Here is a 21,510-nt window from a genome sequence, read left to right on the forward strand (position 1 = left end):
CGCATGTAAGCCAAGTGAAGGGAATTGCAGATGAACAGTGCACTTACGCGCCGGACCGCTGTTGTCACCGGAGGTGCAGGATACCTTGGCGTCGGAATCGCGCGCCAACTCTTGCGGCAAGGCAGACGGGTGGTACTTGTCGATCTGCGCGAAGCGGCACTGCATGAGGCAGCCGGCGAACTCAATAGCGAGGACGTGCTTCCACTGGTCGTGGACCTCCGAGAAAAGAGCAGCGCGGATCTCGTCGCCAGTGCCGTCCGTGATCACGGATGGGCACCACCTACGATCTTGGTTAACAACGCCGGCGTCTCCCCCCGACGGAATGGGCAAACCAGCGACGTTACAAAGGTCACCCTTGAAGATTGGGAACTGGCTTTCTGGATCAACGTGACGATCCCCATGTTGTTGTCCCAAAAGTTCGTCCCGAACATGGTGTCGCAAGGCTGGGGGCGGATCGTCAACATCTCCTCCCGAGCGGGCCGCTACAACCCCAATCAGGCCGGCCCGGCGTACGCAGCCTCAAAGGCTGCGATGCTGGGACTGACCCGCTCCATCGCGAACGACTTTCCTCGCTCCGGGATCACCTGCAACACGATCGCACCCGGTATATTTAAATCGCTACTTACGCAGCAGATAAGTAGCGAAGTCTTTGACTCGATCGTTGCGAAGACTCCCATGGGCCGCTCAGGTTCAGCAGACGAGCTTGGCGCCGCCGTAGCGTTCTTCACTTCGGACGATGCGAGTTTCGTGACGGGTGCGTGCCTGGACGTCAATGGCGGTCACACCATGAGCTGAAGCTGCTTCCGCCGGTGATGCGCTGTGGGATTGCCGCTCGCAGCGACCACGTCGCCGATCCCCGCCTCCAGAAGAGGCCATCTTCGTCTCCACTTCTAGTCACTCACTCGCGAGATTTTCATGAGCCAACATCCCTCCAGACGTTCCGTCCTGTGCACGATTTCAGCGTTCGGCATCGGTGGCATCGCCCCTCTCCGCGCGGCCGCACAAGAGACCTATCCCGCGCGTCCAGTGACCATCGTCACTCCTTTCGGAGCCGTCGTTGACTCACATGCCCGATACCTTGCGCAGGAATTCAGCAAACGCCTCGGCGGAACATTCCTGGTCGAACAGAAGTTTGGCGCTGGCGGCACCATCGGGATCAATCATGTGGCAAAGGCCAAGCCTGACGGCTATACGCTTGGAGTGCCGGGATCCGGAACCCTAACATCCGGCGTCAACTTGCGACAACCACCATACGATCCCGCCGCCTTCACCTTTCTCGGCATCATCCAGACTTGGAATAACTTTCTGCTGACCGGTGCAAACAGCGGAATCAACTCGATCGCCGATCTTGTGTCCGCTGCACGCGCGAAGCCCGGACAGCTCGCCTTCGGCTCAAGCGGGCAAGGATCCACTTTGCATCTGACGGCAGAAATGTTCTGTCAGGCTACGGGCATCAAGATGATCCACGTCCCCTATAAGGACTATGCTCACGTATTCCCTGCCCTGATGAATGGAGATCTGACTTTCATCTTCAATTCGGTCCAAGGTGCTCAAGAACTCGTGAAGGCGGGGAAAATGAAAGCACTTGCGTACACGGGAAGCCGGCGAGTGACTCACTTTCCGAATGTTCCGACATTAGCCGAGCAGGGCGTTGCCGACGTGTTTGCTCCGCCCAGCTTTTCGGCTCTTGTAGGCCCGCCTCAGATGCCACCCGCGATCACCAATCGACTCATTGACGCAATGCGGGACATTGCCGCCAGCCCGTCCTATCTCGCGAGCATCAGCGGAACCGGCATCGACCCAGAAGGCATATTTGGCGACGACCTAAAGAAGTATCTTGCCGAAGAGCGCAGCGCCTGGGGCGCCGTGATCAAGAAGCTTGGCATCAAAGTCGAGAGCTAAGAAGCTGTTAAGCAGTGAGCGACGCCGTCGAATCTTAGGTCATCACCAAGCGATGCGGTCGCGATTCCGGTCTACTTCGCGCTGAAGAGGCCCGCCCGCCGGGCGTTTGCGCCTCTTGCGAGGCCACTTTGGGTGTTCACGTCGTATCTCGGGTAGCGACCAACAACACGGGCTGACCAGCGGCTTTCGTCGCATCCGCTAATGGCGAGATTGTCGGCACCGGTTGATATCCAGGGATGGAAGCCGGCATCGTGGATGCCGACTGTGCATGACAGTATGCTTTTCCCTCATTTGTTGCCTTGCTTGTTCTATGCCGCTCGCTCGAGGAAGGCACGAAGTGCGAAGTGGCGCTTTTGCCTGCAGCGGCAGAAGGTGCCAGACGGGTCGGCCACCGCTCGGGCGATCGACTACAGCTTGAACCGCTGGGCGGCGTTCAGACCACATCATCCCAGGATGAGTGACGTGGCCGTCTCCCTCGGATTCATCCCTAAGCCGCTGCTACTGCCCATCGACCGGATTCTTCCTTCGAATATCTGGCCGGCGGGCGTCTCCGAGACAAAGAAGTTCAAGTTGATCCTGGCCTCGATCCAAGAGATGGATTTGATCGAGCCGCTCACAGTGGGCCTTGTGGACAGGAAAACCAGCCAACATCTTCTTCTGGACGGGCACTTGAGGCTGCTGTGCTTAAGAAGCTGCAGCGCACGGATGTGCCCTGTCTGGTCGACTCGGACGATGAGAGCTACGCATACAAAAATCGTGTCACCCGTCTTTCGACGATCCAGGAGCATTACATGATCCGCCGCGCGTTGGACCGCGGTGTCCTATCTGAGCGGCTCGCCAGCGCGCTGTGTGTGGACACTGGGCAACTCATGCAAAAGGCCACCCTGCTCAATGGCATCTGTGCCGGGGCGGCGGACCCTCTGAAGGACCGCCAGTTCTCCACCGAGGTGTCCACGGTCTTGCGCCAAATGAAGCCAACGCGTCAGATCGAGTGCGTGGAACTGATGATTGCGGCAAACACTTTGACGGTGCCCTATGTGCGCGCGCTCCTGATGGCCACGCCCGCTGAGATGCTCGTGGTTGGACGGCGGCGTTTGCTCGACAAGGGCGTGACCCAGGAGCAGGTGAAACGCATGGAACACGAGATGGCCAACCTGCAGGACCAGTACAAGTTGGCCGAGCAGAGCTACGGCGAGGACATTCTCAACCTGGTGGTGGCCCGGGGCTACATCGGCAAGCTGATCGACAACCCTGAGGTGATGCGCTACCTGCGCAAGCACCACGAGGAGGTCCTGGAGCAGTTCCAGAGCATCGTCCAGTCAGTTTCCATGGAGGGCTAGGGCACTGCCTGTTCCGGGGCATCCTGTCCAACCTCAGCCGGGGCAAATTGTGCCATCGGCACCCGGTCCTTGCGAACGGGCGTCGAGGTTAAGTCTTGCCAGCCGAGTGGCCGAGGGGAATGACATGAAAGCGCCCCACTGCGGGTAATCGCCTAGGTAGTGCGGAAGGGCGGCTTTCGCTGCGTTCTTGACGTTAGCTGTGCGTCCGGTGTGTGCCTGACCAAGGAGCGCAGGCGCACTGTAGATCGGTGAATCACGGCTCGGTTGCACGCAGTTCGTCGTGCAACCAGTCGACCAACTTGACCACGTCCGGCCGGCGGCTGAGATGGGGCGCGATCCAGATCGACAGACGGTTGGGCCCGCGCACAAAGCCAAGCGGAGCTACGAGCGTGCCGCTCGTCAGATCGTCACGTACCAGCATGCGCGGCACGTTGGCGAGCCCCAAGCCACATCGGGCGCCCTGAATCAGCAGGTAGAAGTGGTCGAACGACTCATCGACGCGCAGCTCCATGTCCGACTGACCGCTGCAACGGGCCCAATCCTCCCAGGCGCTCGGCCGAGTGCGCGAAGCCATCAGCCGCGCACGAGCGAGGTCGCCCACCGACTTGATGCGCTTTTGCCGCAGGTATTGCGGCGAGCACACCGGACCGACCCACTCGGGCACCACGTCGGTCCGCACCGCATCCTTGGGCGCATCGATCGTTGACAGGCGGATCGCCACGCTGACGTTGTCCCGAGCGAAATCGACCGGGCCGTGACTCATGTTGAAGCGAAGCTCGACCTCCGGATGGGCATCCCGGAAGCGGTTCAGTCGAGGCAGGAGCCAGTACATCATGATCGACTCGGAACAGGCCAGGGTCAGGGGCCCAGGCTTTAACTGTTCAATACTCGATTGGATCAGGCTGAAGGCGCTGGAAAGCCCATCGGCCAGTCGCTGACCCTCGGCCGTCGGCGAGGCGCCTTGCGCGCTGCGTTTGAGCAACGGCAGGCCCACCGAGTCCTCCAGCATGCGGATGTGCCGGCTCACGGCGCCGTGCGTGACGGACAGCTCTGCCGCCGCCGCGCTGAAGCTGTGCAGGCGCGCTGTCGCCTCGAAGGCGCGCAACGCGTTCAGCGAGAGACGAAGAGGCGAATTCATGTGTGTTCTCCCGGACTGGGGTCAACCCGAATGTCATGTGAAATTTCATCACAGCACGGGGAGATCATATCGTTTGCCATCGGGGACACAGGCCTTTAATCTTCAGCCCAGACAAGACAGAAGCTCACAGCCCTATGAACCACCCAGCCCCCCGCCCCGAGTTCACCGCACGCTACTTTGTCGAGAGCTCGGTTGCCTCCGAGAAGATCGCGCAGGTGATTGCCGGCGAGCAATCCAGCGGCACATTCCTCTCGTTGCCCGGCGAGACGGATGAACTGAAGGAGCGCTCCCGCGCTCGTGTCGTGAGCATCGAACCGCTCGCACCGACGCTGCAGCCCACGCTTCCGAGCGCGTATGTCGATCGTCATTCGCACGGCGGGGTATTTCATCGTGCCGAGATCGAAATCGCGTTCCCCGTCGCCAACGTCGGCGCCAATCTGTCGAGCCTGCTGGCCACCATCGCGGGCAACCTGTACGAGCTCGGTGAAGTCACCGGTCTTCGCCTGCTCGACATCGATCTCTCCCCCGACTACGCGGCGCAGTTCGCCGGCCCGGCATTCGGCATCCCCGGCACGCGGCAGCTGGCCGGCGTGCAAGGCCGCCCTCTCATCGGCACCATCATCAAGCCGAGCATCGGCCTGACGCCCGCACAAACCGCTGAGCTGGTCGACAGCCTCTGCGCAGCCGGCATCGACTTCATCAAGGACGACGAGTTGATCGCCGATCCGCCGTATGCGCCGTTCGACGAGCGACTGCGGGCCGTCATGCCGGTGCTGCATCGCCATGCTGACCGCCTCGGCCGCATGCCGATGTACTCAATCAACATCTCGGGCTCGGTCGACGAGATGCTCCGCCGCCACGACGCCGTACTCGCCGCGGGCGGCACCTGCGTGATGGCGAGCATCAACTGGGTCGGCTTCGCGGCCGTCGAGTACCTGCGCCGCCACGCGCGGTTGCCGATCCACGGGCACCGCAACGGGTGGGGTGCGCTGACGCGCCATGGTGGGCTCGGATTTTCGTTCCAGGCCTACCAGAAGCTATGGCGCCTCGCCGGCATCGACCACCTGCACGTCAATGGCATTCGCAGCAAGTTCTGGGAGCCGGACGAATCGGTGATTGCCTCGGCGCGAGCCTGCCTGACGCCGTGGGCCGGTCTGCAGCCGCTGATGCCGGTGTTCTCGTCTGGCCAGTGGGCCGGCCTGGCGCCCGACCTGTACGCCGCGCTCGGCTCGGTCGACCTGATGCATCTGGCGGGCGGTGGAATCATCGGCCATCCGGACGGTACCGCGGCCGGCACGGCCAGCATGCACGAAGGCTGGGAGGCGGCGGTGGCCGGTGTCAGTCTGAACAGCTACGCCGAATCGCACCCGGCACTGCGACGTGCGCTGGTCCATTTCGCAAACCTGTAGAGACTGGCATGAGGCTCGCGTTTTACGGTGACGATTTCACCGGCTCCACCGATGCCCTCGAGGTGCTTGCCTTTGCGGGCCTCGACTGTGCGCTCTTCCTCGATGTGCCCGACGAGCAGACGCTGCGCGAGTTCGGCCCTTTCGACGCGATCGGCGTGGCGGGCGCAAGCCGCGCGATGTCCCCGACCGAAATGGACCAGCAGCTCGCGCCGGTCCTCGCGGCAATGTCCCGGCTGCCTGTACCGCTGGTGCACTACAAGGTCTGCTCGACCTTCGATAGCTCGCCTGCCATCGGCAGCATCGGGCGTGTGATGGACCTCTCGCGAGCGGCCTTCGGCGACACCGCCATCCCCATCGTCGCGGCCACCCCGGCGCTGGGCCGCTACTGCGCCTTCGGCAACCTTTTCGCCCGCTCCGCCACCGACGGCCGGGTGCATCGCATCGACCGCCATCCGATCATGAGCGTGCACCCGGTGACGCCAATGCACGAGGCCGACCTGGCACGCCACCTCGGCGCGCAAACCGCCATGCCCGTCACCGGCTTCACGCTGCCCCAGCTTGGACTCGACCGCACTGCGATGGCGGGGGAGTTTCAGCGTGTGGTCGACGCCGGGTCGGGCGGCGCGGTGCTGCTGGACGGAACGACGACCGAGCAGCTCACCGAGACCGGCCGGCTGCTCGATGGTCTCGCGCACGGTCGCCAGACGCCCTTGTTCTGCGTCGGCGGTTCGGGTCTGGAGTACGCGCTGACGCGGTGGTGGCGCGAGACCGGCGTTCTGCCGGCCGCCTCGACCACGCATGACCGCTTCGACGGCGTGTCCCAGGTGCTGGCCGTCTCGGGCAGTGCTTCGCCCTTGAGCGCGCTGCAGATCGACGCGGCCGTCGACGCCGGCTTCGTCGAACTGCCGGTGGATGCCGCGGCGCTCGTCGCCGCGAGCGAGCCGGCAGCGGAACTTGTCCGCCTTGCCGAAAAAGCCTTGCGGGCGCTGCGCGCCGGCCACAGTGTGATGCTGCACAGCGCGCGCGGCCCGAATGACACACGCATTGAAGCGATGCTTTCCGCGCTCGCCGGGCAAGGGATGAGCCGAGAGCAGGCCCGCCATGAAGGAAGCCGCCTGTTGGGGCACCGCTTCGGCGACCTCGTCGACGCGCTGCTGCGCGCGCATCCATTGCAGCGCCTGCTGCTCTCGGGCGGCGACACCTCCAGCCATGTCACGCAGCGACTGGCACCGCAGGCACTGCGCGTGGTGGCGCGCCTCGCACCAGGTGCCCCGCTGTGCCGCGCCATCTCACGCGAGCCGCACCTGGCACAGCTCGAAATTGCGCTCAAGGGTGGCCAGATGGGCCAGCCCGACTACTTCGTCAAGGCGCTGCGCGGCACGGCCGACGCTCGCCCATCCCTTTCATAAACAACAGGAGACTCGACCATGATTTCGATCGACCGCCGCCGCGCCCTCATGACCGGCGCCGCACTGATCAGCGCACCGGCATTGGTGCTGCCACGCTTCGCGCGTGCTGCCGAATTCACCTACAAGTTCGGCACCAACCTGCCGGCCACGCACCCGCTCAACGTGCGCGCCATGGAGGCCGCCGAGCGCATCCTGAAGGACACGGGCGGCCAGGTCCAGATCAACGTCTTCCCGAACAACCAACTCGGCAACGACGCCGATATGTTGTCGCAGCTGCGCGCTGGGGGACTGGAGTTCTTCACCGTCTCGGGCGTGAACGTGCTGTCGCAGCTCGTGCCCGTCTCCTCGATGTGGGGCCTGGGATTTGCTTGGCCGAACGACGGGGCCGTCCACAAGGCGCTGGACGGCGATCTCGGCAAGTTCCTGCGCGCGCAGTTCCCGAAGGTCGGCCTGATGGCGATGGACACCGTGTGGAGCTCCGGCTTCCGGCAGATCACCAACAGTGTGCGGCCGATCAACACGCCCGACGACCTCAAGGGCATGAAGATTCGCGTGCCGGTGAGCCCTCTATGGACCTCGCTGTTCAAGCACCTTGGCGCCGCACCGGCTTCCATCAACTTCGCGGAGACCTATTCGTCGCTGCAGACGAAGGTGGTCGATGGTCAGGAGAACCCTTTGGCGATCATCTCGATCGCGAAGCTCTACGAGGTGCAGAAGTACTGCTCCATGACCAACCACATGTGGGACGGCTATTGGTGCATGACGAACCAGAAGGCCTGGGACCGCATGCCCGAGAAGGCGAGGCCCATCATTGCCAAGCACCTGAACCAGGCCGCGCTCGACATGCGCGCCGATGGCGCGAAGCTCGACGCCTCGCTGCGGCCCGAACTGACTGCCAAGGGGTTGACCTTCAACGACCCGAAGATCGGGCCCTTCCGGGAGCGGCTTGTTGAGTCGGGCTTCTACGCGGAGTGGAAGAAGAAGTATGGCGACGAGGCCTGGGCCTTGCTCGAGAAGCATACCGGCAAGCTGGGCTGACCGACATGCACGCCGCCCAAATTTCCGAAGACGACCCGCAGCGCGGCGTCGTCGCAGCCTGGGCGCAACGCGCCCATCAAGGGCTGGGCCGCCTGCTCGGCGTGCCCGTCGCGCTGCTGGTGGCCGCCGAAATCGCCGTGTTGCTGGCCGGCGTGGTCGGGCGCTACGTGTTCCATCACCCGCTGATCTGGTCCGATGAGGTCGCCTCGATCCTGTTCCTGTGGCTGGCGATGCTGGGCTCGGCGGTCGCCTTCCAGCGCGGCGAGCACATGCGCATGACGGCCGTGGTGGGCAAGCTCGCGCCCGAAACGCGCGCCTTCCTCGACGTGCTCGCCACCGCCGCGGCGCTGGCGTTCCTGCTCCTCGTGCTGCCGCATGCGTATGAATACGCGGTGGAGGAGGCGATGATTCTCACGCCGGCCCTGGACATCCCGAACTCCTGGCGCGTGGCCGCGATGGCCGCCGGCTTCGGCGCGATGGCATTGCTGGCCGTACTGCGGCTCGCCGCGGTGGGCCGGCCGCCCCAAGTGGCGGTAGCCGTCGGGCTGGTCATCGTCATCATGGTCGCGATGACGCTGCTGCAGCCGGTGTGGCGGCAGCTCGGCAACGCCAACCTGGTTGTCTTCTTCGTAGTCGTGGTCGCTGGGGCGGTGTTCGCCGGGGTGCCGATTGCCTTCGCCTTCGGCCTTGCAACGCTGGGCTATGTGATGCTGACGACGAACACGCCCGTTCTGATCGTCGTCGGTCGCATGGACGAGGGCGTCAGCCACCTGATCCTGCTGTCCGTGCCGCTGTTCGTCTTTCTCGGCCAGCTGATCGAGATGACGGGGATGGCGCGTGCGATGGTGGCGTTCCTCGCCAGCCTGCTGGGGCACGTACGCGGGGGCCTGCACTACGTGCTGCTCGGCGCGATGTACCTCGTCTCCGGCATCTCTGGCTCCAAGGCAGCCGACATGGCGGCCGTGGCGCCGGTGCTGTTCCCAGAGATGAAGAAGCGCGGCGCCAAGGAAGGCGACCTGGTCGCGCTGCTGTCGGCCACCGGGGCGCAAACCGAGACCATTCCGCCATCCATCGTGCTGATCACGATCGGCTCGGTGACCGGCGTCTCCATTGCCGCGCTGTTCACCGGCGGCCTGCTGCCAGGTCTCGTGCTGGCCGTGACGCTGATGGCGGTGGTGTGGGCGCGGTATCGGCGTGAAGACCTGAGCGGCGTGCAGCGCGCCAACCGGCGTGAGATCGGCCGGGCGTTTCTGATTGCGCTCCCGGCCATCGCGCTACCGTTCATCATCCGCGCCGCAGTGGTCGAAGGCGTCGCGACAGCCACCGAGGTCTCGACCATCGGCATCGCCTACGGCGTGCTCGCCGGCCTGCTGATCTATCGGCAGTTCGACTGGAAGCGGATCTATCCGATGCTCGTCGACACTGCCAGCCTGTCGGGTTCGATCCTGCTGATCATCGGCGCGGCCACCGCCATGGCCTGGGGGCTGACGCAATCGGGGTTTTCGAACACGCTCAGTCAAGCCATGCGCGCGCTGCCCGGCGGAGCCGCGGGCTTCATGGCGGTGTCGATAGTGGCCTTCATCGTGCTGGGCAGCGTACTCGAAGGCATTCCGGCGATCGTGCTGTTCGGCCCGCTGCTGTTCCCGATCGCCCGCGCCGTGGGCATCCACGAGGTGCACTACTCGATGGTGGTCATCCTCGCGATGGGCCTGGGCCTGTTCGCGCCGCCCTTCGGCGTGGGCTACTACGCCGCCTGCGCGATCGGCCGGGTCAACCCGGACGCGGGTATCCGGCCCATCGGGGCCTACATGCTCGCGTTGTTCGTCGGCCTCGTGATCGTCGCGGCGGTGCCGTGGATCTCGATCGGCTTTCTCTAAACCCTTTCCCTCAAAACTCGACATGACCACCACTTCCACATCACGCGTCGCGCTCGTCACCGGCGGCGCCAAGGGAATCGGCGCCGAGGTCTGCGCCCGCCTGGCGGCCCTCGGCCACGAGGTCCTCGTGGCCGACCTGGACGTCGATGCAGCGACGCAGACAGCGCGCGAACTGAGCGCGGCCGGCGGCCGGGCCAGCGCACTGCGCCTGGACGTCGGCAAGCCCGAGGCCATCGCCGCCGCATTCGAGCAGGTCGAGCGCGAGCACGGGCGCTGCGACATCCTCGTCAACTCCGCCGGCATCGCGAAGGTCTTCCCGTTCCTCGACTTCCCGCTGGACAACTTCGTCGCGACGATGAACGTCAACGTCACCGGCACGCTGTTGTGCGCACAGGCGGCGGCGCGGCTGATGGTGAAGCACGGCTGGGGCCGCATCGTCAACATCGCCTCTGTCGCCGGCATGCGGGCGGTGGGCAGTGGGCGCACGGCCTACGGCACGTCCAAAGGTGCGGTGATCGCTTTGACCCGGCAGATGGCGGTGGAGTTGGCCGAGCATGGCATCACGGCCAATGCCGTGGCGCCTGGCCCGGTCGACACGCCGATGACCCAGACGCTGCACACCGCGCAGTTCCGCGCCGAGTATTCGAAAGCGATCCCGATGAACCGCTACGGCACGTGCAGCGAAATCGCCTCGGCCGTGATCTACCTCGTGTCGGAGGAGGCGCGCTACGTGACGGGCATTTCCATGCCGGTCGACGGCGGCTTCCTTGCCTCGGGTGCACGCGGGCTGTGATTCTTGCCACCGTGCTTGCGAGGGCACGCTGGCGGTGACCGATTCTGCATCCGCTCTCCGTCGACTTAATCGCCGCCGCGAAAACGCGTGACGCAAGCACGCAGCCACCCAACATCACCACTTCCGGTGACACGCCGAAATCCAAACCAGCTCGATCCTGTGACCACCTCTCCGACAAAGCCCATGCGCCGCCCGCGCCACGCCAAGATCGTCGCCACCCTCGGCCCGGCGAGCGGTGAACGACAGACCATTCAGGCGCTGTTCAATGCCGGCGCCGATGTGTTCCGGCTGAACTTCAGTCACGGAACCCACGAGGACCACAAGCGTCGCCTCGACCTCATCCGCGAAGTCGAACGCGACAGCGGTCGGCCCATCGGCGTGCTGCTGGACCTGCAAGGCCCCAAGCTGCGCATCGGCACCTTTCCGGAGGGCCCGATCCAGCTCGTCGAAGGCAAGGCGTTCCGGCTCGACCTCGACACGAGGACACCGGGCAGCGCTGCTCGCGTGGCGCTGCCGCATCCCGAAATCTTCGCGGCACTGGAGGCGGGTACCGAATTGCTGCTCGACGACGGCCGTCTGCGCATGAGAGTGGAGACCTTCGGCAAGGACTTCGCCGACACCCGCGTGGTGATCGGCGGCAGGCTCTCGGACCGCAAGGGCGTGAACGTCCCCGGGGTCGTGCTGCCGCTCTCGGCCCTGACCGAGAAGGACCGTGCCGACCTGGCCTATGGACTCCAGCTGGGCGTCGACTGGGTCGCGCTCTCGTTCGTGCAGCGCCCGGAGGACATCATCGAGGTCCGCAGCATCGTCGATGGCCGCGCGGGCATCGTCGCCAAGTTGGAGAAGCCAGCCGCCATCGCGTCGCTCGACGCCATCCTCGCGGAGACGGACGCCGTGATGGTCGCGCGCGGGGACCTCGGCGTGGAAATGCCTGCGGAGCAGGTGCCGTCCATCCAGAAGCGCATCGTGCGCGCGTGTCGGCGCACAGGCAAACCGGTCATCGTCGCCACCCAGATGCTCGAATCGATGGTCACGGCGCCGGTGCCTACCCGGGCCGAAGCATCGGACGTCGCCACCGCGATCTACGAGGGTGCAGACGCGGTCATGCTCTCCGCGGAGTCGGCCAGCGGCCGCTATCCGGTGGAGGCGGTGAAGATGATGAGCAGCATCATCACGCACACCGAGGGCGATCCGAATTACCGCGCCGCGATCGACGCCTCGCGCGCGGAACCCGTCGCACGCACCGCCGACGCCATTGGGTTGGCGATGCGCGACATCACCGGCCTGCTCGGCGCGGCGGCCACCGTCGCCTACACGAGCTCGGGCTACTCCGCCCTTCGCATGGCGCGCGAGCGTCCGCGCGCGCCCATCATCGGCATGACACCGCGGCTTGCCACGGCGCGCCGCCTGGCGCTCGCCTGGGGCGTGCATGCCGTGCTCTGCCACGAAGTCGTGGACGTACCGGAAATGAGCGAGCTCGCGTGCCGCACGGCACTCAGGGAAGGCTTCGGCGCCTCGGGCCAAACCGTCGTCATCTCGGCCGGGATGCCCTTCGGCACCTCCGGCACCACCAACCTCCTGCGCATCGCGCAGATCTGATCAGGAAAGAACATGACAGAGATCCGGCAAGTCCGCGGCTTCGAGATCCTCGATTCGCGTGGCAATCCTACCGTTGCAGCCGAGGTCGTCCTGGCCGACGGCGCGAAAGGCTTCGCAGCGTCGCCCTCCGGCGCGTCGACCGGGGCGCGAGGAGCCATCGAGTTGCGTGACGGTGACCCGAAGCGGTATCTCGGAAAGGGTGTTCTCCGCGCGGTCGGGCATGTCAACGGAGAGTTGAGCAAGACCCTTGTCGGACGGGATGCGGACGACCAGGGCGCACTCGATCGGCTGATGATCGAGCTTGACGGCACCGCGAACAAGTCGCGGCTCGGTGCCAACGCAATCCTGGCGATCTCACTCGCAGCCGCCAAGGCCACCGCGGCTTCGAAGGGCAAGGTGTCGAGTTCCAAGAGGTTGCTCACAGCCGGGATGCGGCTCATGGGCGGCTGGTCGTTGAGGGCCGAGTGTGGCCGATGCCAGTTGTAGCGATGCAAGAAGGGCTGCAATGCGGCCTCGCGCTGCGCTGAGCTGATGTAGGGCTGCGCGTAGGCCCACTCGCGCAGGCTGGTCTGCACGAAGCGCTCGGCCTTGCCATTGGTCTTGGGCGTATAGGGCCTGGTCTTGATGTGACGTATGCCGAGTTCGTTGCAGGCTGCCGTGAAGGTGTTCTTGTAGCCCGCGCCGTTGTCCGCCATCACGCGCTGGATACGCACGCCCAAGGCGGCGTAGTAGGCCACCGCCTGGCGCAGGAACTGCACGCAGCTCAGAGCCTTCTCGTCGGGCAGCACCTGGGCGAGCGATACGCGCGAGTGGTCGTCGATGGCCAGGTGAACCATCTGCCAGCCGATGCCGCGCTTGGTGGTGCGGCGATCGCCGGTGATGCGGTGATGCGATGACCGACGCCGTCGATGTGCATGAGCTTCTTGGTGTCCAGGGCCACCGAGGCGATCGATACACCAGGTCGAGAGCAGGCGGCAATCAGGTTCGCCTTGAACTCGTCGCTGTGGCGGCGCCGGTGGCGCCGATCCCCCTTCACCGCAGCAGCCTCGATAGTGTTCACGTGACGGCAAGCTCGGCTTCAGCTGAGCTGCCAGCGATGGGGCAGTAGCTCTTCGATACCGCTGGCAGGATGCGTCGGCAGCCGCGTCAGGACGTCACGGATGTAGACGTACGGGTCAAGGCTGTTGAGCTTGGCGGATCAATCTCCCCGCCGCCTGAGCGGTTCCTATCCAGCCACCGCCGCGGTGAGGAGAGCGTGGTTTACTGACCGCTTACGATCGAACTGGCTGATCGCCGGCAGTCTGCAAGCGGGCAGTAGAGCGGCCGCGATCATGAGCCTCCTGCACTCGGCACGCATCAACGGGCACGAGTCCCCCGCATACCTCAAAGACGTGCTGGAGAGGCTGCCCACGCATTCGGCCAGCCGCATCGACGAGTTGCTCCCGCATTGCTGGACGCCAGCGGCTGAGAACCAAGTCCACGGGGTCGGTGCGCGTCAAGGTGACTTGGCAGGACGCATACCAATTACGGGATGGAAGCGACGTAGGACGCGTGCGGCAGCGCCGACCTGCTGGACGAAGATTCAAGGAGCGATTGACAGCCGGACATCGCGCTGCCACGTGGTCAGAGAGTGCGGTTCAATCGTGGATCGCTTTGATGGACGCACGACTTGATACCGACGGGCCGACGCGCGCGAATGCCGCATTTCTACAACGGTCCGGGAACGTCGAAATCTAGGACACGGTTAGGACACGGAGGCTGAAAAAGAGAAAAGGGTTAGCAGATACTTATCTGCTAACCCTCATCAATCTTGGCGGAGTGGACGGGACATAGCCCAGCCCTTCCTAAGCCGTTGATTCCGCAGCGTAAACGGTAAACGCTGGTGCTGCCTGAGCATAGCGTAACTCGGGTAGCACAGCAAACTTCGCCAGCGGTCGGAAGGCCGAGCGCCAATGACTTCGCACGCGAAAGCTAGCGATAAGCTACTTTCTCCATCCTCGCCGACGAGAGCACCTTGGGGCGGCGAGCAACGCACAATCCTCGACTCGCCAGACACATGTCACAGCAATCGCTCAACGCATCAATCCTTGAACAGGCCGAACTGCTGCCAGAAGTCTTACAGCGGCTCGCTACATGCACGCCGCCCGGCTCGATTGAGCGTGCTGAGCTTGTGGCGCGATTGATGAAGCTCTTAGAGCGAATTGGCGACGATGCAAGTTTGCCCGGCACGTCAGGGTCCAATAGCCGATGACGTGCAAGTTTGGCCAGAACGTACCGGTTTGAGCCCGTAGGTAGAGCAAGCTACCCCTGCATGCGCGTCACCGTGCCTTCAGTTTATCTAGCTGTTCTGCACTCGGCGCATGGAACTCAGTCCTTGTGCCGAATGACTTCAGGCCTCCGGCCGCCATTGCGAAGGCGGTGGTGTGGTACAGGCCGCCGCCGAACCCTCCCATGGACACCCCGACGTCTTGGCCTGCATAGACGTTCTTCTCGCCGGCTAATACCCATACGGGCTCAAGACCAGCGCTCGCAAGCTTGCCCAGGAAGTAGTCGTGAGACACAACCCCGGCTCCTGAACCGCGCGAACGCAGTGAGGGGTCCTGCCAACGAATGGTGCCGCCTGTATCGACGTATTCCGGAAACTTGCCACTGCGCAGGTGTAGGTCCAGCACCTTGATGACGCCTGACGAAGGCAGGCAGAGCGAGAACCCCTCGTCGACCGAGTTGTCGTTGCCACCGCCTTCAGCGTTCAGTGATTCCACGATACCGGCATACGGCGTCTTGATGCCAGCACTGACATTTGCTTTCAGTTCGATTGCCTGGGGGTCACGCCAACCATGCTCGCCCAGGAATGGGAGCAGGGTGCCGCTTTCCCAAAGGCGAGATGCGTCGCCGCGCTGCCTGCCGAGCAGTTCTTTAGCCAGTTGGGGACCGTTGCCAAAAGCGGTGACCAGGCAGCTGACGCGCGACCAAGCGTCAGCGTGCGGGCGCCGGCCCTGGCCAGGCACCGTCCAGCGACGAAAGCCGTAGACCGTCAGCCACTTCCCGCCATCGGAGCTAGTCACCTCGATTTGACCGACGTCGTTGCACAGGTCGCTCTCGACCTGCACCCAGGCCAGGAGCAGGTCGATGTCACCAGACGGCAGTCGGGGTGCGGACGGAGTCCACCATGTGACCGGCGTCGACGCCCAACCGGTTTCGAGGGTGCTTCGAACGAGCAGTGACGGGTCTAAGTCCCTCTTCATGTCGCGGCCCCGAGGGCCCGGCTCGAACGCCCTGAGCTTGCCTTCGTCTTCCCACGAGCACATCGCCAAGTTGTCAGTCATCCGGGCCGCCGCCTCAGCGAGCGCGATGTACTGGTACTTCTTACCGACGCGCTCCACGCGATGCTTGCCCATGCGGTCGTGGCTCACATTCCCACCCCTTTCGAAGTCCTCGAAGAGTTCCTCGGTCCACCCGAGCTGGTGCGCGCGCTCGCAAATCCACCGCCGGACGGGGCCACGGTCGAACTCCGATGGGCGCCGGTTGTCGTCCCGCATGCGCGTTGACTCGAGAAGATGATGCTCCGCGAACTCGGCGTACTCGACGCGCAGCTCCTTTGAGAGCGTGTCCTTGAACGTCTTGTTGGCTTGTCCGACCTCGGCCCAGAGCCGCTCGGACGCTCCCGTGCTCTTCGTCTTGAGGGAGAAGCTCAGAGGCCGCAGCCGGTAGTCCACCGTCAGCTTGCGTAGCGCAAGGTAGGCCGCTCGCTGCTCGGAGGTACCCCTGTCTATCAACGCGCTTTCCCAACGTTCGAAGAGCTCCTGGGTGGTGTTGCCGGCGAGGCCGCGCGGCGCATCCACGATGTCGTGCAGCCAATGGCGCAACGTGTAGTTGCCGAAGTCCCCGTGCTCGTTCGTAGAGGAGCAAATCGCATCACCGTAACCGCGGCCGCAGAACTTCTTGAGGTCCTCTTCCGTCACAGGTTCCAGCGGCCAAGCTGATTTGAACATGGCCCTGCATGCGTCGAGGTCGACCTCGGCGGGCAACTGGCCAACGGCCTGGGCGTAGAGCAGGACACCGAACGCATAGTCCCGGGCCAGCACGTTCAGCGGCGGCTGCTTGCCTTCGGCAAAGTAGTTTTTCCAGACAGAGGCTGCGAGCATGCGGCAACGAGCTCGGTCGATGCCCTGCGTGGCTGCGCCGTAGCAGGCTGCAAGCAGGCGCTCGGTGACGTACATGTCGTCGACGTCGGCGAACTTGTCGACGAGCGCGGCAGCGTGACCAAGCTTGAAAGAGAGCAGGTTCACGAGTGCCTTGGTGGCGCGGTCGCGGACGGCTCGGTTACTGGTCGACAAGAACCAGGTCAGCGTTACCGCGGCAAGCCACAGGCGCTGTTCATCGACCTCGTGGGCGTCAATCCAAGTTGACGTCTTCGTCCACCCTTGCACAAGCGATGAGCGCCTACGGCGCGATTTGCCAAGGATGAGCTTGGCCGGCGGCGCGCCCTGGACGTTGCATCCCATGCGCAGTCAGACCGCGTGGCTGATTCCTGCCTGACAATCTTCAGCGGCGTTCAACCCACGGAATTGAAAGGTGACGATGAGCAACGACGCTATGCCGGAACTTCAGCGTGATGTCCAGCGACTACTCGGTCGCTGCATGCTCCGCATCCAGCAGTACGAGCGCGTGATGAAGGCCATTGTTGCGCATCACGAGCTGGCTGGGCCGGTCGACACGCTCGAAGCCCAGCGCAGCGCACGCATTGAAAAGTGGTCGGACAAGAGCCTTGGGACCCTGGTCAAAACGCTGTTCGAAAGCTACGTGGTGCCTGAAGGTTATGAACGGGAGGTTCTATCGGACGACAAGATAGCGACCGACCGTATTTCGTTCGGCTTCAGCTTCCGGATGCCGATGCCCGAAGAATATTGGAGCAGAACCAAAGCAGCGATTGAGGACTTGGTCAACATGCGGAACGACCTTGTGCACCACCTCATTGAACGGTTCGACCTGTGGACCGAGGAAGGTTGCATCAGCGCGGCCCGCCACCTGCAAGACTGCTACGGGGAAATTGACCGCCACTACGAGGAACTGGCCAGTTGGGCCAAAGGTATGGACGAGGCGCGCTCGCTGGCGGCGTCGTTCGCGCAGACGCCGGAGTTTCGAAACATGCTTGTCAATGGCATTGCGCCGGATGGCAGCTTTGAGTGGCAGGACAGCGGCATCGTCAGAGCGCTGCGCCACTCCGTCAAAGCGTTGGCTGTGGGCGGATGGGCCTCTCTAGCCGAGGCCCAGGCACTGATTGCCGCAACCTCTCCTGAGCAAACGCCGGAAAAGTATGGATGCCGGACGTGGCCCCAGGTCCTGAGCGAGTCTCGCCTGTTCGACCTTGAGTACCGGCGCGACGAGGGCGGCCGCAAGGCCGCCTGGTTTCGCCTGCGCACGTAGCGTTCGTCGGCGCTGCTCCTCGAGCAACTTCCGACTGCACGGCCGCTTCAGTACTTCCAGGCACGGTCCACTTGGTCAAACGGGTCGGCGACGTGCAGGTGACGAAGGTCGAGTTCGTCATAGCGAAGCTTTTTGATTCCCCGTGCCACTGCAGGGAATGGGTACTGCCTGTCGGCGTCCGAGGTGTACACGTTTGAAGAGTTCCGTGAAAGCCAATGCCCCGTCAGGGCGTCCCGCACCTCGTCCGAAATGCCGCACACGGTGCATTGCCGTTTGAAGGTGAATCGAAAGCTATGGTAGACGAGGCGCGGGTCTTCCAATCCAATCCTGTTCATGTAGGAACCAAACCACTTGGTGAGAGCGTTCGACCATAGGCGGTACTTGTTCGTGTTCCTCTGGGAGGGAAAGACGTGAGTCTGGCCAGCGAGCTTTTGCTTGGCCACGTAACTCAAGAACCCGCATTGGATAACCTCCTTGTGCATTGGCACAAGTCGGTGACTGCCCATGTTCTTCGTACGCTGGTCATGCTCCAGGTTTTCAATTCGGATGCACCAGACTCCATTGATTCGCAGGATGTCTGCAATGCGAAGCTGCGCAATTTCCTCGATGCGCGCCCCAACGAAGGGGCCGAGCAGAGGCGCCCAGTACGCAGACTCCTTCACCTGGCCTTTGAGCTTGTGCTGACCGAGGTAGACCGGGGAGTTGAACAATATTGCCAGTTCCGATACTTCGAATCGTCGCCGGTCCACCGACGATTCGCGGCGAGGAAGGCCATCGTATTGGACTTCCCTGAACGGATTGCTGGTGATTCGGTTTGACTTCCTTTCGTAGAAGTCCCAGAGTGTTGCCAGCCCGCCCACACAATTGATGATGCTTTCGCGGTCGAGGTCGCAACCATGCAAGTAGTCTCGGAACTTGTTCGCGGTTTCGAGGCTGATGCTGGCCATCGGAAGCTCGCGATTCTCTGACTCGAACTGGCGAACGTAGCGGCCATAGGCGTCAATAGTTCGGTCTTTGTCCTGCGACTGTCTCCACGCTTCAAACGCAGTTTGCATCGTCGGGAGGTCACGCGGCGCGACCGGGACAGTCGGCGGCAACGCGAACAGATTCCCTCGTAGGGCATCACATTGCTTTTGAAGCGTCTGGATATCGGCGCGCATCAGCTCACGCAGAAGCAGCGTGCGGGCCGCTGAACCGGGGGGAGCGATGAGTCGCTCATCCTCCAGAAGAACTTGGGCCACATCTTCCACGTGCGAGAACTCTTCACGCGCTGCAGCCCTCTTCTTCAGCTTCAGGCCCTGCTCAAAGTCAGCCAAGCGGATATCGAGCTCGGCGTCGTCTTCCATGACTCGACGCTCCTCCATGTCGGTCTGCAGAAGCGAGTACTCGAAGCGCTCGATGATGGACGGGATGTGCGCCTCCTGGAGGTACTTGGTCGTCCCCTCTGTCCTAGGCCGGCTCGCAACTGGAACCTTCCCCTGTCGCCTACTCTCCCGCGCCTTTCTCACCTTGGAGTCGAACGCCTCAATTTCCGCAGGGAGCCTCCGAAGGGCCTCCTGGAGCGAATTGGTCTTCAGTGACTGCCAGTGGGTTTCCCCCTTGCTGCCGAACGCATGGGGGACGTCGGTCGGAATCTTTCGCTTGAAGTAGTACGTTTCGCCGCGCCGATGAAGGTAACGCTGGCTTGTGGGAACAGCGTCCGTGAAAGTTTGCTCATGGAGTTCGGATTCGGTGGTGTTGTCGAACATGTGAAGTTGCCGCCGCCGGCTCAAACGATGGTCATTGCGTCGTTCGCGGTGCGTTCAGATGCCGGGAATTCTCCAGAACGTCCGGGGGGGCGCCAAGCAAAACACGAGCGGGTTTGTGAGCGCACTCACAAACCCGTTCAAATAGTCGGCGCCGCAGCCTGTGGCACGCGGGCGATGTGCGTCTTAGCCCAGCAGGACTTCGACTCCCCGCAGGGGTTCCTCCACATGCAGATGCGAGATGCGAAGCTCGTCGTACCGCAGCAGCTTCATCGCTTCAACCAGCTTGGGAAATGGGTACTGGCGGTTCTCAGCCTTCATGTAAGTCCGGCCAGCGTCTGAGTTGCTGACCCAATGGCCGGTCAGCGCGTCGCGGACCTCGTTATCAATGCCGCACAGCGAGCACTGCTGGCGAAACGTGTAGCGGAACGAGTGGTAATCCACCCGAGGGTCGTCGAGGCCAATCGTGTCGAGATACCGTCCGAACCACTTCCCAAGCGCGTTTGACCAGGTGCCATGAATGTTGTCATTGCTCAGCGACGGAAACACGCGGTCATGGCCAGCGCTGACCTGGGCAGCCACATGCGCCAGGAAGCCACACCGAATCATCTCTTCGTGCAGCGGAACGCGCCGAAAGCTTCCAATGTTCTTCACGTTCTGGTCTTCGGCCAAATTGCAGATTCGGACACACCACACGCCATTGACGCGCTGGATGTCAGCGGTGCGCAACTGCGCGACCTCCTCGATGCGAGAGCCCAGGAACGGCCCAAGCAACGGCGCCCAATAAGCGGCGTCCCTCGCCTGCCCCTTGGGCCGATGACCTTCGGTGTACAGCCGGCTGCCATACAGCTGATTGAGCTCGGCCAGTTCGTACGCCCGCCGCTCCTTGGGTGGTCTGGCCACCGTCACGGACTGAATCGCCATGTTCTCGAACGGATTGAGCGCCAGGTGCTCGACGATTTCGCGCTGACCATGCCGAAACAACGTGGACAGATACCCGATGCGATTCTCGATGGTTCGGACGCCCAGCTGACGCTCGATGAGTTGGTCACGGAACGCCCGCGCATGCTGACGCGTAATGGCCTCCACCGCGAGCGGTCCATGGAGTTTTCGGAAATCCATGACCACCGACTCGACGGCCGCGATGCTGCGTTCGCGCGTCTGCTTCAACTTCCAATCCTCAAACAGGTGAAGCATCGTCGGACGGGTGTCTCGTGTGGAACCGCCTTTTGCGCTTTGGCCAGCTTGATGCGGAATTGCGGGCGCTCGTCGCGCCTGGCCGTCGACCTGCGCTTGGGAGCCCGGAACTACGAGCGCACGAAGCTGGGCCAAGCTCGCCTCGATGTCCTTGAGGAGCTCAACGTGGTGCGACGCCCCGCTGGACGGTTCAGCTTCTGATATACCGTGCTGCCTGCGGCCCAGGTTGGAGGCCATGCTCGCCTGGGTCAATCGTTGCCGTGCATGCGCCTTGCGATGTGTCGCGACGGTCAGTTCGAACTCGGTGTTCTCGACGGCCAGCAGCACCCGGGCTTTTTCCAGCAGGTCCGTACCCAAAGACCTCCACAAGGTTCCTTGGCACTGTGGAAATGCCGCGGTGCAGTCGGCCGGAATTTTTCGTTTGAAGTAGTAGGTGCTGCCGCGCCGATACAGATAGCGAGGCAACGATGCGGAAGATTTGGCAGAGGATGCGCTGGTGGGGACAAGCGCTAGGTGAGCTGACATGTCGATGTTCCGTCGTCGGTTGGTCATCGACCCCTCGGGGGCAGCCGGAGCTGGAGCGAAACGTGCCACCCGAGCCGTTGAAAGCTGCTACCCCGAAGGGCCATCGGGGTA

At 63.4% G+C, this 21,510-nt stretch carries 14 protein-coding genes and 4 pseudogenes; 12 read left to right on the top strand and 6 right to left on the bottom strand.

All coding sequences use genetic code 11. The features are described 5' to 3' along the window. Positions 1 to 30 precede the first annotated feature (30 nt). The 3 genes from ABEA07_RS10440 to ABEA07_RS10450 all read left to right on the top strand — a co-directional run bounded on the left by ABEA07_RS10440 (position 31) and on the right by ABEA07_RS10450 (position 3,242). The gene (locus ABEA07_RS10440; protein ID WP_345537676.1) at positions 31 to 795 is read left to right on the top strand and encodes an SDR family NAD(P)-dependent oxidoreductase; all 765 of its coding nucleotides are present in this window, start codon (positions 31 to 33) and stop codon (positions 793 to 795) included. Positions 796 to 915: 120 nt separating this feature from the next. Next, complete coding sequence (locus ABEA07_RS10445) at positions 916 to 1,902, top strand: Bug family tripartite tricarboxylate transporter substrate binding protein (RefSeq protein WP_345537677.1); 987 nt, start codon at positions 916 to 918, stop codon at positions 1,900 to 1,902. 680 nt (positions 1,903 to 2,582) lie between these two features. Next, entirely contained in the window at positions 2,583 to 3,242 is a 660-nt protein-coding gene (locus ABEA07_RS10450) for a plasmid partitioning protein RepB C-terminal domain-containing protein (RefSeq protein ID WP_345537678.1), read from the top strand. Positions 3,243 to 3,495: 253 nt separating this feature from the next. On the opposite strand, the gene ABEA07_RS10455 is transcribed toward ABEA07_RS10450, so the two are convergent. Next, positions 3,496 to 4,347 carry a LysR substrate-binding domain-containing protein gene (locus tag ABEA07_RS10455; protein WP_345537679.1) on the bottom strand — a complete coding sequence of 284 codons (852 nt, stop codon included), beginning with the start codon at positions 4,345 to 4,347 and terminating at the stop codon, positions 3,496 to 3,498. 167 nt (positions 4,348 to 4,514) lie between these two features. Here ABEA07_RS10455 and ABEA07_RS10460 point away from each other — a divergent pair, with 167 nt between their 5' ends. From ABEA07_RS10460 to eno, 7 genes and pseudogenes are all read left to right on the top strand, one after another. Continuing rightward, positions 4,515 to 5,789 (top strand): ribulose-bisphosphate carboxylase large subunit family protein, encoded by a 1,275-nt coding sequence (locus tag ABEA07_RS10460; RefSeq protein ID WP_345537680.1) that lies wholly within the window; start codon positions 4,515 to 4,517, stop codon positions 5,787 to 5,789. 8 nt (positions 5,790 to 5,797) lie between these two features. Next, entirely contained in the window at positions 5,798 to 7,198 is a 1,401-nt protein-coding gene (locus tag ABEA07_RS10465; RefSeq protein WP_345537682.1) for a four-carbon acid sugar kinase family protein, read from the top strand. Positions 7,199 to 7,216: 18 nt separating this feature from the next. Then, entirely contained in the window at positions 7,217 to 8,236 is a 1,020-nt protein-coding gene (locus ABEA07_RS10470) for a TRAP transporter substrate-binding protein (RefSeq protein WP_345537684.1), read from the top strand. A 5-nt stretch (positions 8,237 to 8,241) separates the two neighbouring features. Beyond that, complete coding sequence (locus ABEA07_RS10475; protein WP_345537685.1) at positions 8,242 to 10,113, top strand: TRAP transporter large permease; 1,872 nt, start codon at positions 8,242 to 8,244, stop codon at positions 10,111 to 10,113. A 22-nt stretch (positions 10,114 to 10,135) separates the two neighbouring features. After that, positions 10,136 to 10,906: an SDR family NAD(P)-dependent oxidoreductase gene (locus ABEA07_RS10480; protein WP_345537687.1), complete on the top strand. Its 771-nt coding sequence runs from the start codon at positions 10,136 to 10,138 to the stop codon at positions 10,904 to 10,906. 183 nt (positions 10,907 to 11,089) lie between these two features. Then, the gene (pyk, locus tag ABEA07_RS10485) at positions 11,090 to 12,505 is read left to right on the top strand and encodes a pyruvate kinase (protein ID WP_345537689.1); all 1,416 of its coding nucleotides are present in this window, start codon (positions 11,090 to 11,092) and stop codon (positions 12,503 to 12,505) included. 12 nt (positions 12,506 to 12,517) lie between these two features. Continuing rightward, positions 12,518 to 12,898: pseudogene (eno, locus tag ABEA07_RS10490) on the top strand (phosphopyruvate hydratase); the annotation flags it as partial. A 2-nt stretch (positions 12,899 to 12,900) separates the two neighbouring features. Here eno and ABEA07_RS10495 read toward each other — a convergent pair. Together ABEA07_RS10495 and ABEA07_RS10500 are read right to left on the bottom strand one after the other, a co-directional pair. After that, positions 12,901 to 13,524 (bottom strand): annotated as a pseudogene (locus ABEA07_RS10495) (integrase core domain-containing protein); the annotation flags it as partial. Between the two features lie 59 nt (positions 13,525 to 13,583). Beyond that, a pseudogene (locus ABEA07_RS10500) lies at positions 13,584 to 13,703 on the bottom strand (transposase domain-containing protein); the annotation flags it as partial. Positions 13,704 to 13,779: 76 nt separating this feature from the next. On the opposite strand from ABEA07_RS10500, the pseudogene ABEA07_RS10505 reads away from it, so the two are divergent. Further along, positions 13,780 to 13,965: pseudogene (locus ABEA07_RS10505) on the top strand (transposase domain-containing protein); the annotation flags it as partial. A gap of 858 nt (positions 13,966 to 14,823) precedes the next feature. Here ABEA07_RS10505 and ABEA07_RS10510 read toward each other — a convergent pair. Continuing rightward, the gene (locus ABEA07_RS10510; protein ID WP_345537691.1) at positions 14,824 to 17,010 is read right to left on the bottom strand and encodes a hypothetical protein; all 2,187 of its coding nucleotides are present in this window, start codon (positions 17,008 to 17,010) and stop codon (positions 14,824 to 14,826) included. Positions 17,011 to 17,086: 76 nt separating this feature from the next. Here ABEA07_RS10510 and ABEA07_RS10515 point away from each other — a divergent pair, with 76 nt between their 5' ends. Then, positions 17,087 to 17,932, top strand: coding sequence for an OST-HTH/LOTUS domain-containing protein (locus ABEA07_RS10515; protein ID WP_345537692.1), 846 nt, complete (start codon positions 17,087 to 17,089; stop codon positions 17,930 to 17,932). A 47-nt stretch (positions 17,933 to 17,979) separates the two neighbouring features. Here the strand turns inward: ABEA07_RS10515 and ABEA07_RS10520 are convergent, their stop codons facing one another. Both ABEA07_RS10520 and ABEA07_RS10525 read right to left on the bottom strand, forming a co-directional pair. Then, complete coding sequence (locus tag ABEA07_RS10520; RefSeq protein WP_345537693.1) at positions 17,980 to 19,680, bottom strand: DUF6538 domain-containing protein; 1,701 nt, start codon at positions 19,678 to 19,680, stop codon at positions 17,980 to 17,982. 183 nt (positions 19,681 to 19,863) lie between these two features. Next, the gene (locus ABEA07_RS10525) at positions 19,864 to 21,426 is read right to left on the bottom strand and encodes a DUF6538 domain-containing protein (protein ID WP_345537694.1); all 1,563 of its coding nucleotides are present in this window, start codon (positions 21,424 to 21,426) and stop codon (positions 19,864 to 19,866) included. Positions 21,427 to 21,510: the final 84 nt, after the last annotated feature.

Source organism: Variovorax defluvii, from assembly GCF_039541515.1.
In the GTDB taxonomy this organism is placed as follows: domain Bacteria; phylum Pseudomonadota; class Gammaproteobacteria; order Burkholderiales; family Burkholderiaceae_C; genus Variovorax; species Variovorax defluvii.

What these genes read in the sequence shown, in the direction of transcription:
- ABEA07_RS10440 (WP_345537676.1), top strand. Translation starts at nt 31, where the DNA reads ATGAACAGTGCACTTACGCGCCGGACCGCTGTTGTCACCGGAGGTGCA.
- ABEA07_RS10445 (WP_345537677.1), top strand. Translation starts at nt 916, where the DNA reads ATGAGCCAACATCCCTCCAGACGTTCCGTCCTGTGCACGATTTCAGCG.
- ABEA07_RS10460 (WP_345537680.1), top strand. Translation starts at nt 4,515, where the DNA reads ATGAACCACCCAGCCCCCCGCCCCGAGTTCACCGCACGCTACTTTGTC.
- ABEA07_RS10465 (WP_345537682.1), top strand. Translation starts at nt 5,798, where the DNA reads ATGAGGCTCGCGTTTTACGGTGACGATTTCACCGGCTCCACCGATGCC.
- ABEA07_RS10470 (WP_345537684.1), top strand. Translation starts at nt 7,217, where the DNA reads ATGATTTCGATCGACCGCCGCCGCGCCCTCATGACCGGCGCCGCACTG.
- ABEA07_RS10475 (WP_345537685.1), top strand. Translation starts at nt 8,242, where the DNA reads ATGCACGCCGCCCAAATTTCCGAAGACGACCCGCAGCGCGGCGTCGTC.
- ABEA07_RS10480 (WP_345537687.1), top strand. Translation starts at nt 10,136, where the DNA reads ATGACCACCACTTCCACATCACGCGTCGCGCTCGTCACCGGCGGCGCC.
- pyk (WP_345537689.1), top strand. Translation starts at nt 11,090, where the DNA reads ATGCGCCGCCCGCGCCACGCCAAGATCGTCGCCACCCTCGGCCCGGCG.
- ABEA07_RS10510 (WP_345537691.1), bottom strand. Translation starts at nt 17,010, where the DNA reads ATGGGATGCAACGTCCAGGGCGCGCCGCCGGCCAAGCTCATCCTTGGC.
- ABEA07_RS10515 (WP_345537692.1), top strand. Translation starts at nt 17,087, where the DNA reads ATGAGCAACGACGCTATGCCGGAACTTCAGCGTGATGTCCAGCGACTA.
- ABEA07_RS10520 (WP_345537693.1), bottom strand. Translation starts at nt 19,680, where the DNA reads ATGTTCGACAACACCACCGAATCCGAACTCCATGAGCAAACTTTCACG.
- ABEA07_RS10525 (WP_345537694.1), bottom strand. Translation starts at nt 21,426, where the DNA reads ATGACCAACCGACGACGGAACATCGACATGTCAGCTCACCTAGCGCTT.